This is a genomic window from Microcystis sp. LE19-41.2A, from assembly GCF_027530405.1.
In the GTDB taxonomy this organism is placed as follows: domain Bacteria; phylum Cyanobacteriota; class Cyanobacteriia; order Cyanobacteriales; family Microcystaceae; genus Microcystis; species Microcystis aeruginosa.
In genome coordinates this window covers 1-9530 of sequence record NZ_JAPZQJ010000641.1, presented here as the reverse complement: position 1 = coordinate 9530, position 9530 = coordinate 1, and the positions used below count along the sequence as shown (strand labels likewise).

The window sequence follows — 9530 nt, the reverse complement described above, 5'->3', positions numbered from 1 at the left end:
TAGCTCTCTCTAACCTGAGTATCCTAGCATTGTTCCCAGTATTATTACTACTAATACTATCCATAAAGGGTGTCTTTTTCCTTGATCTTTCCGAAAGTCCTTGACTTGTTTCAGTTTTTCTATTAAGCTCAACATATATTTGAAAGGTTGGCGGTCACTTCTCATTTTACCTGATAGTGATCGCTTTTACTTTTGATATTCTGATGGGAGAATGAAACAGCCCTACCCGTTGGGGCGTGGCGCCGCCCCCAAACCCCGGAGCGCATTAGTTTTCCGGTGGGATGCTTACACGCAGCTGCTGATATATTTGTAATAATTTAAAAGTCACTGATAATTGCTGATTGTCCGTATTTCTGCAAATGTGAGATGCAGCCTCAAACCTTTTTTAGTCCTGTTGCTGCTAGAAAAATAGCCCCTAGAGTTTATAGAGTTCTTGCATAATTAATTTTTGAGAGGGCAAAAATGAGAAAAATAGACATAAAATTGCGTAAAATCCCTAAATAGAGCATTTAATTGATTAATGCTCATTCTTAATTCTCCTGACGACCGGCTACTGGCTCCTGACTCCTCACCTAAAGGAAGATTTTTGATTTTTGCAAGAGGTCTTATGACTAAAATTGTCATCATCGGTGCGGGAATAGTGGGGGCCACCATTGCCTACGAATTAAGCGCCATCGAAGGATTAGAAATTACCCTCATCGATGAAAAAAAACCAGGACAAGGAGCAACCGGGGCAGCTTTAGGGATTTTAATGGGTATTATCAGCCATAAAACTAAAGGTAGAGCCTGGAAACTGCGGCAAGAAAGTTTAAAACGTTACGAAACCCTCCTTCCTGAGCTAGAATCCCTCACCGGACTGACTATTCCCTGTAACCGTGATGGTATTGTCCTACTGCGATCGAGTGCCGAAGACGAAGAAAATTGGCGCAAGTTAGCCGAAATCCGCCAAGAACAGGGATATTGTCTAGAAATCTGGGATAAAGAGACTTTAAACCAAAAATGTCCCCAAGTGGCCAGCGATCATCTCCATGGTGCCATCTATTCTCCCAGGGATCATCAAATTAATCCGGCCCTGCTCACGGAAGCCCTCGTCGATGCTGCGGCAAGAAGGGTGGTAAAATGTCAATTTGGGGTAAAAGTTGAAAATTTTGGGAAGACAGAGCTTCATGGCTCTAATTTGAGGCAATGCACCCAGGTTTATAGTTCCAATGGTATAGAGGAAACCGACTTTTTGATTCTTTGTGCGGGAATTGGTTCCACTGCTTTAACCGAAACTCTTACCCATCCAGTGGAAATCCGACCGGTTTTAGGGCAAGCTTTACAGATAAAATTGACGCAACCCTTAGAAAGTTCCGATTTTAAGCCGATTTTAACAGGAAATGACCTGCATATTCTGCCTTTGGCCCGAGCGGAATACTGGATTGGGGCAACGGTGGAATTTATGGACGAAAAGGGCGAAATTATCGCCGATACTGCCCTATTAGAGCAAGTGTATCAACAGGCGATCGCTTTTTGTCCCTCTTTGGCCGCGGGTGCGATCGTGCGTACTTGGTCCGGTAAGCGACCGCGACCGGAGAAAAAATCCGCTCCCATCATCGAATATTTGCCCGGATACGATAACGTTATTCTGGCCACGGGACACTACCGTAACGGGGTTTTATTAGCCCCCGCTACCGCTAAAATCGTCAGGGAAATGTTAAGTGATAAGTTAGCTATCGATCGCTAAATTAGTGGCTTGCCGATGTAGTCCCCTTAATCTCTCGGATTTGAGGAGCGGGTGTTTACTCATCTTGCGCTGATAGGAAATGCGATCGAGATACTGTTCGATAAGCTTGTTGAGGATGGTTCCTTAGTTGGGGGTGTTTAAGCTCCAGCAATCTCTCATCTATCATCGGGTTGACATAGTGATTACGAATAGTATCAGGTTCTCTTCCGAGCAGTTGAGCTAATGTTCCGAGGGGTAGATATTGTTGGGAGCATAGTTCAAGAATCACTTTTCGTACCGAGTCTTTACTAATGCGGCCTTTTCTGCGTATGGGTTCAGCAATTGCCTCTAACTGTTGGTAATGTTCGGAGCTTGGTGGGTAATGTTCGGAGCTTGGTAATAGAGAAAGTTGCGCTGAAAAATTCTGGTTCGGTAGGGTGTAGCGTGTTCCCCGACACTTACCTGACTGGTGTAACCAGCCATTTTGAACTAAATTACGAAGGCGTTCGCTAATATCTCTGGGATGTTCTGATCGATAACGCTGAATGTCAGTATTACTAATTTCCTCAAACTGATGCGCTAATACTAATATTATCCTATCAAGATCACCTAACTGACGGTAAGCATCCCCGATAATCCTTTTTAATTCCACTTCAACTGCTTCGGGAATAAAACTTGTCATCGGTAAATTAACAGATGTAACTTCTAGGTCAAGTTTTTCCGAAACTAGGGGACTCAACCATTGTTGTTCTTTCCAAGCACGAAGAATTTTCCCAAATCCAGAGCCAGCTTTTTCACCTAATCCGAGCATTTGAAACATTTTTTGTAGATGAGGATTACGAGGATCGCTAGTACCGCCTTCATAGAGACGCTGTAGGGGAATTCTCAGACGACCAGGATTAGAAAACAGATAGCCATCGATAGATTTTACCACCTTTATAGGCCGTGACGACTGGTGATCGGCGTGGATTAAAGTATTAACTAAAGCCTCTCTTAAAGCTTCATGAACATGGGTTTCATCTTTACGAACGGCATCTTTGTCTAATTGAAAAGGAACATCTAAATTATTAATTAATCTGCCATAAACACGATAATAAGAGTTAAGTAAATTAGCTTCCCATTTACCATCAAGAGTTAAGCGATATGTCCATCTTTTTTCAGGATCGTCAGATAATTTTTCCTGATAGTCGAGACTATAATGGGGGAAAGCATCTAAAATACTGCGTTCTCGTCCAAACATGAGTAAACCCGCTACAGTTAATCCTTCTTTGCTAGAATTTCTATCTCGTCGCCATCCTCCTAACTGATGGAGTAATTGTTGATCATTGTATGCTAACCAAGGATGATCGGGTTCGCGATTGCTGAACCGTTGGCGAAATACTTTCAGAGTATCAGGATCAATATCGTTGAGATTAAAATTATCTAAAACTTGAAAATCTTGAGGTTCATTGCTGGCATCGCGAAACATTTGCTCTATTTCCTCCTTATGACAGCGATAATCTCCCTCATAATTTCGCTTATATGTACCAGTCATTGGGTTATTGTTAATATATACAGGACGCTGAGTTCGGGTAGCTCTAGGAATATGAATAATGAGAAGCTGATATTCATTAATCTTTTTTACTTCTACGTCTGAATTAGAACAGATAGATATATTCAGTTTTTGTCGGTTGTTGTGGTTATCCCAAAACTCTTGTTGAAGATTTTTAGGGTTACGCACTCCTGTAATTTCTAATCTAGGTTTTTTTTCGCTAACACCCAAAATAATGTAACCGCCATCGGTATTAGCGAAAGCTGAAAGAGTTTCCCAAATGTCTTTTGGCAAGCCTCACTCGGCTGATTTAAACTCATATTCTTGGTCTTCTCCAATATCAATTTGCTGCAGTAGTGTGTCAATTTCCATGCTAAAATTCGGCGATAAATTTATGGATGCAGTTTTTGCTGTGAAAATGAGCAACTAGGCTGAGTTCGAGGTGGGCTAAAACTCTGAGACTATCGTCGGCTGAAAGTTCGATGTAGAAGTCATGGTAAAAGATACTTAAACAAAACTGATCTTAAATCGCCAATTCAAAAATGAAACGCACGACTCCTTAAGAGTTGACAGAGAAAGGCTCATGAGGTATTGTCCGCTCAATACAACAACAAATCCCAAAAACTAAGCCACCAACATCTTAACATAGAACAAAGAAACTTGCTCTACCAACCTAGTCAAGAGGGAAATTTATCTCAACGGCAAATGGCCGTCTTGCTCGGATGTCATCAAAGCACGACCAAAGCGATAATTAAGAAGTAATCAAAGTTGCCTCGGATGCTATCTAGCCGATGACCCTATCTGACCAAGAAAGACAACAACTCTGTGACACTGCTCGGGAAGTGGCGAAACTTTCCTATTCTCCCTATTCCCGTTTTCGGGTGGGGGCAGCGGTCTTGACAAATAAAAAGATTTATGCTGGTACTAATGTAGAGAACGCTAGTTATGGCTTGAGTTTGTGCGCGGAAAGGGCAACTTTAGCGCAAATAATCGCGGCGGGCGATCGAGAAGTACGGGCGATCGCTATAGCCTGTATCGATGGGGTGGACAAGGATGATATTAGTCAGTTAACTCCCTGCGGAGCCTGTCGTCAATGGATAGCCGAATTAGCGCCGCAAGCGGAGATTATTATCTGTGGAACTCAGCAAAATTATCGTTTTAATCTCTCGGATTTACTGCCTTTTTCCTTTCGTTTTTAACTGTGGGTAATGGGGGGAGGAGCGAGCGTTTACTCATTTTGCGCTGATAGGAAATGCGATCGAGATAGGGTTGGCTGAATAAATCTAAAAACCTTGTTGGGTAAGACTTTTAGACTTTTTGGACATCAAAAAGTGCCAGCCATTGGAGGGATCGGGGGGAAAATTCCGGGACTTTTTCCCTGAAAATGGGTAAAACCCTACACCCCACACCCTACACCCGTTCGGACCTCGGCGTGAGCTTTTTTCGAACGCAAAAGCTCACGGCCGAAGCCCACACCCTGCCCCCACGAAAAACTTTTTCAGCAAACCCTAAATATGGTAAGGCTACGGTAGCCGTACCACCTCACAACACAAGTCAAAATTGCTCTAATTGTGCTCAAAAAGTACCTAAATCACGCGATGTGCGACTAAAAACGACAGAATCAGGGTTCCAGAGGATACTTTATCTCTGCTAATTTCTGAAAGCCTTGTAAATCAAGACTAAAAATATAGTTGCACATCGCGTTAAATCTCTATCTACAAGAACATAGATTTGTCCCGATTGTGGCTATGTAGAAGATAGAGACATTAACGCCGCTATCAATATTCTGAAAAGAGGACTAAGTACGGTAGAGCATACCGAAACCCCCCCCTGGCGAATGTTGGATACGTCCTGCCAGATTAAGGAAACTCGGCGGAACCAAGAATCCCTCGCTTTTAGCGACGGGAGTGTCAATGTGCTAAACGCTTTTCAAATGAGCGAACCGTGAGTCCTGAAATTTTCTGGTTCTCATTAAGCCGAGATTTTGTGGCAACTTATTGAGAATGTAGTCTCTGAAACGCTCATAATTGCCTTCCATATTCTCAATAACTACGGCGGATTCAGGATTAGTCTGGTACATTCTCCACGCGGAAAAGCTTATCCAATAAGGAATTAGCTGTGCCAGACGAATAAAGCAACCGCCGTAATTGATTCTCAATTGCAATAAAATCCAGTATGATTTATTACGCTTCCAGGGCTGCTCACATCAGGAAGAAATCGCTGCTGACCAGGTTGGGGAAGACCGCGTTGGCCGACGCCACATCCGAGGGGAAGGCCGGATTGAAGCGGTTCAGGTTGGCGATCTGCGTGGCCGCGACAACGCCGGTGCCGTCGGGATCAAAGAACAGATCACCGTTGGAGAGGTTGTAGATGAAGCGTTGGTTCGCCGTAGTGGCCACCGTGGCCCCGGCCTCCGCCCGCAGCTGGGCCGCGGTGAGGGTGGAGCCGCTCAGGCCTGCGTAGACGATCTTGTCGAAGACCAGTTTGTCCACACCGGAGGTGAAGTCCCGCAGCTGATCCACCCCATTGAGGCCTGGGGCTTCGTTGAAGGTGAAGAGATCGTTTCCTCCACCCCCTGTGATGATGTCGTTCCCCTGGCCGCCGATGAGGGTGTCGTTACCAGCCTGTCCCTTCACCAGATCATTGCCGAGGCTGCCGCTGACAACGTCGTCGCCATTGCCGCCGTTGAGATCATCGGCGCCATCCTCACCGAAGAGGCTGTCGTTCCCCTCTCCGCCATACATATCGTCGTTGCCGGTGCCGCCATACATCTGATCTTTGCCGGCATCCCCACGCAACATATCAAAGCCGTTTTCACCGTAGATCGTGTCATCCCCTTCACCGCCATCGACAAAGTCATTGTCATCGCCGGCCCAGAAGGTGTCCGCGCCTGCATCGCCCCACATGCAGTCATCCCCACCCAAGCCCTTGAATTGATCGGCGCCGCTGGTGCCGCCAAAGAGCTCGCTGGCCTTGCCCTCCCCGTTGGGACTGAACACGCCGCGGGCATCAAGGTAGTTGCCACCATTGCCGACAAGCACGCCATTCACATAGCCAGCCCTGCCCACCAACCGTTGAGTTCCGGTGATATCAACCCCCGTCTGAGTGGCCCCAAGCAATAAAGCTTCAGAAGAATAGGTGTTGAAGCTCTGCAGGGATCGCTCATAATCAGCATCATTCACCGCAAAGATCTTGTGGTAGAGATGCTTCACTCCCGTGGCGGCCATTACCATGTCGGCCACCGTCTTCCCCTTGATTTCCTCCACCAGATCCGTGGCAGCCAGCTTGCTCAGGTAGTAGGCCTCATCACCCCGCTGCAGTTGCTGCATCTGGTAGGCATAGATGAAATCATGGGTGGGGCCAAGCATACCGCCGGGGGTTTTGGCCTCTGCCAATCCACCCAGCCAGAGGGAGATCTTTTGGAAGTCCTGGTTGCCGCTGGGCGTGTTCACGGGCGCTGAGGGATTCAGGGCATCCGTGCTGCTGCCGCCGTAGAGCAGGCCCATGAAGGCCCCATCCCCCATGGCCAAATCCGCCGCAGCGGAGAGGGCGGCGGCGTAGGTGGCGGCCGCGCCGGGAGCCGGACTGGCTTGCAGTTGATTCCAATAGGAGAGATCGGCATTGCCCGAATAGCCGCTGAGGATGGCATCGCGGGCGTAGGCCATAATGAACGTCTTCAACGATTCGGGATGAAGCAGATGGGCTCCAAAATCTCTCCAACTGATATAAGGCCGCAGGTTGGCCTCCAGGGCCGCAAGGTTGGCGTCAATGGCATTGTTGGCCTGCACCAACCCGGTGGTCCCATCTGGAGAGGTACGCACGCCACGAAGGTAGGTTTGAATCTGGCGACGGGCTTCATTGAGGGGCGTGATGCCGGTATCCAGTCCGCGGGCGATGTTGAGGGCACCCAGATCCAAGGGGAGGCCTACCAGGGCGTTTTGAAGGGTGTTGGTGATGAATTCATCGGTGGCGTTGCCCACCTGCTGGCTCATCCCCGCGGCGATCTGCCCTGCCGTGTCGCGCGTGTAGATCTGGGGGGCGAGAAAGGCCTGCAGCAGCGGGATGTCCATCTGCCCGCCGGGGTTAGCCAGGCCCGTTTGCTGGTTCACCGAGGTGAGGGCCACGGTTTCGGTGAGCTGGGAATGGCCGAAGCGAAAGGCGCTGGAGGCGAATTCCGCCAAGATGCTGGCATTGAAGCCGGCGTTGTTGTTGTTGCCCGCATTGGGACCGGCGAATGCACCCAGGTTGGGGGTAATGCGCCGCGCGTACTCCTGCAACACATGGTGTTGGTAGAAGTTTTCATTGGCCAGCTTGGCGATTTCAAACAGCTCTTGTCCGGAAAGGGCCTGGTTATTACCATTGTTTCCGGCATTTTGGGCGAGATTGGCCTGAATCTGAGACAGGATATTGTTGTGGGTTGTGACAAAGATCTCATGCATTGCCGTGAGACCAATATTTTCATTCAGGCGCCCATCTCCGCCCACAGCGTGTTGATTCAGCCGAGAGGGATCCTTCAGATCACCGTTGGCGTTGAAGGGATCGCTGCCAGCAGGCTGGGGAACTCCTTTCCAGTCACTGGCCAGATCGATCAGAAAGGCTGAACCGGCCTTGGCAAGCACCTGATTGGAGGTGACGGCCGCCGTATCAAAGACGTAGCTCTTCTGCCCCGACACCTTGTCGAGCACCACAAAGGCATAGCGCCCCGCATTGGGCTGGCCCTGGGGGATGATCTCCACCAGGGGCACAGACAGCACATCGCGATCGCGCAAGGTCAGGCCAATGCGCTCGGCATTCTTTTTCAGGTCAAACCAGCGGGCGGTGGAGTTTTGCGGATCTGTGAGCAGCCGGCCCGTGAGTTCGCCATTGCCCTTGTATTCCCGCATGAAAATGGCATGGCTCTCCACCGAGCCATAGACCTGGTTGAGATCAAAAAAGGCGGAGGTCTGGTTGATGCTCTCGCCATTGCGTGGGGTGAGCTTCAGCACGCTCTGGCCGCTGCCGTTGGTGGTGGTGGAGGCAACCACGCCGGTGAAGGCCGCCTTGCTGTTGATGGTGGCCACCACATCGTTGAGGGTGGCGCCCGCATTGATCACGATCAGCTGCTCATTGAGCACCAAGGTCCCCCCACTGGTGCCAGTGAAGCTGGTGCCGATGGCGGCGTTCTCATTGTCCACATCCCATTGGCTGGGGCGGCTGTAGCCCGCTAGGCCTAGCTCCGCCACCAGGGCATCGCGGCTGCCCTCGCCGATCTCCACCTGCACGGTGTTGGTGCGGGAGAGGGCCATGAAGTTGGTGGGCGAGCCAGGGGTGTAAAGGCTGTCTCCAGGGAGCAGGGGGATCAGCAGGCTGCCATCCTTGCCCTTGGCGAGAAAATCCATGCCGTGGTCGTTGTATTGGCCAAACAGGGCGAAAAAGCCTGAATTCGGCAGGGGATTTCCGGTATTGGAGCCATTCACCCCATTGCCACCGGTGAGAATGGTTTCATGGCGGGTGTTGTTTTTCTGGCTCACCCGCTTGCCGGCCTGGGTGCCAGCCTGGGTCCACTCCCTGGCGTAGGGATCATCCAACAACTGCAGCGCTGTCCTGCCGCTTTGATTGGAAACCAGATTGCTGATCAGCCTGGGGCTGGCATCAAAGATGTCGGGATTGCTGGGATTGGCATAGCCGCGAAGGCTGTAATCAAGCGTATAGTTTTGGTCGTAGACGACCGCTCCCGTCTGGAAGTTGATCTGGAAACCACCCGTGGCTTGCGTGAAGCTCTGGCTGGTGAGACGGCGAAACAGCGTGCCCGTCCCCCCAGCCATGAATTTCGGATCTGTGGTGGACAAGGGGTAGGGTGCCGTGGTGGGGGTGATGCCGCCACCCACCTGGTAACGCAATTGATCCGTGCCATCGACAAAGCGGATGCCGCTGGTGGCCTTGGCACCCGTCACACCCGGATTGAAGCCCGGCAGAACGGCGAGACGGGGATCGTTGTTCCATTCCTTGTAGACGCGATATTGATAACGGAGAAAAAACAGATCGTCGATTGTGAACGTATCAATCACCGAATCGAAATTGGGATTTGGCATGATTTGGTAGTGTGCAATACTTTTCCTACATTCATTATGGCATACTGAGGTAAGCTAAAACGCACTTAAACCACCTAAAATAGGGTGGTGATTCGGTAGTAGTGATGGCGGCTTAATCCTTTGCCAGGTGTGCATTGTAGTCATGGATAAAATACCAAAGGGCTCCCCAACGTGATTCTCCATTTTTTTAGAGAAAGATAGACTCTCTCTCACCAACCGAGAA

The 9530-nt window shown here is 49.5% G+C and carries 5 protein-coding genes and 3 pseudogenes; 4 read left to right on the top strand and 4 right to left on the bottom strand.

Annotation, left to right across the window (positions count from 1 at the left end; all coding sequences use genetic code 11):
* Positions 1-12 precede the first annotated feature (12 nt).
* A pseudogene (locus tag O9290_RS26370) lies at positions 13-135 on the bottom strand (transposase family protein); the annotation flags it as partial.
* Between the two features lie 472 nt (positions 136-607).
* Here O9290_RS26370 and O9290_RS26365 point away from each other — a divergent pair.
* Positions 608-1726: an NAD(P)/FAD-dependent oxidoreductase gene (locus tag O9290_RS26365; RefSeq protein WP_288059873.1), complete on the top strand. Its 1119-nt coding sequence runs from the start codon at positions 608-610 to the stop codon at positions 1724-1726.
* Positions 1727-1781: 55 nt separating this feature from the next.
* On the opposite strand, the gene O9290_RS26360 is transcribed toward O9290_RS26365, so the two are convergent.
* On the bottom strand, positions 1782-3530 hold the full coding sequence (locus O9290_RS26360) for an RNA/DNA-binding domain-containing protein (RefSeq protein WP_288059874.1): 1749 nt from the start codon (positions 3528-3530) through the stop codon (positions 1782-1784).
* A 297-nt stretch (positions 3531-3827) separates the two neighbouring features.
* Between O9290_RS26360 and O9290_RS26355 the strand changes: the two are divergent.
* The 3 genes and pseudogenes from O9290_RS26355 to O9290_RS28650 form a co-directional block, all read left to right on the top strand.
* A pseudogene (locus O9290_RS26355) lies at positions 3828-4029 on the top strand (helix-turn-helix domain-containing protein); the annotation flags it as partial.
* Entirely contained in the window at positions 4028-4435 is a 408-nt protein-coding gene (gene cdd / locus O9290_RS26350) for a cytidine deaminase (RefSeq protein WP_002760774.1), read from the top strand. The pseudogene O9290_RS26355 and the gene cdd, both read left to right, overlap by 2 nt.
* A 506-nt stretch (positions 4436-4941) precedes the next feature.
* Positions 4942-5184, top strand: a pseudogene (locus O9290_RS28650) (zinc ribbon domain-containing protein); the annotation flags it as partial.
* Here O9290_RS28650 and O9290_RS26335 read toward each other — a convergent pair.
* A complete protein-coding gene (locus tag O9290_RS26335) occupies positions 5155-5394 on the bottom strand; it encodes a hypothetical protein (protein ID WP_288087702.1) in 240 nt (79 codons plus the stop codon). The pseudogene O9290_RS28650 and the gene O9290_RS26335 overlap by 30 nt on opposite strands.
* 43 nt (positions 5395-5437) lie before the next feature.
* A complete protein-coding gene (locus tag O9290_RS26330; protein WP_288059875.1) occupies positions 5438-9307 on the bottom strand; it encodes a peroxidase family protein in 3870 nt (1289 codons plus the stop codon).
* Positions 9308-9530 lie beyond the last annotated feature (223 nt).

Bases quoted from the DNA above. Each gene is read 5' to 3' on its own strand.
- O9290_RS26365 (WP_288059873.1), top strand. From the start codon at position 608: ATGACTAAAATTGTCATCATCGGTGCGGGAATAGTGGGGGCCACCATT.
- cdd (WP_002760774.1), top strand. From the start codon at position 4,028: ATGACCCTATCTGACCAAGAAAGACAACAACTCTGTGACACTGCTCGG.
- O9290_RS26330 (WP_288059875.1), bottom strand. From the start codon at position 9,307: ATGCCAAATCCCAATTTCGATTCGGTGATTGATACGTTCACAATCGAC.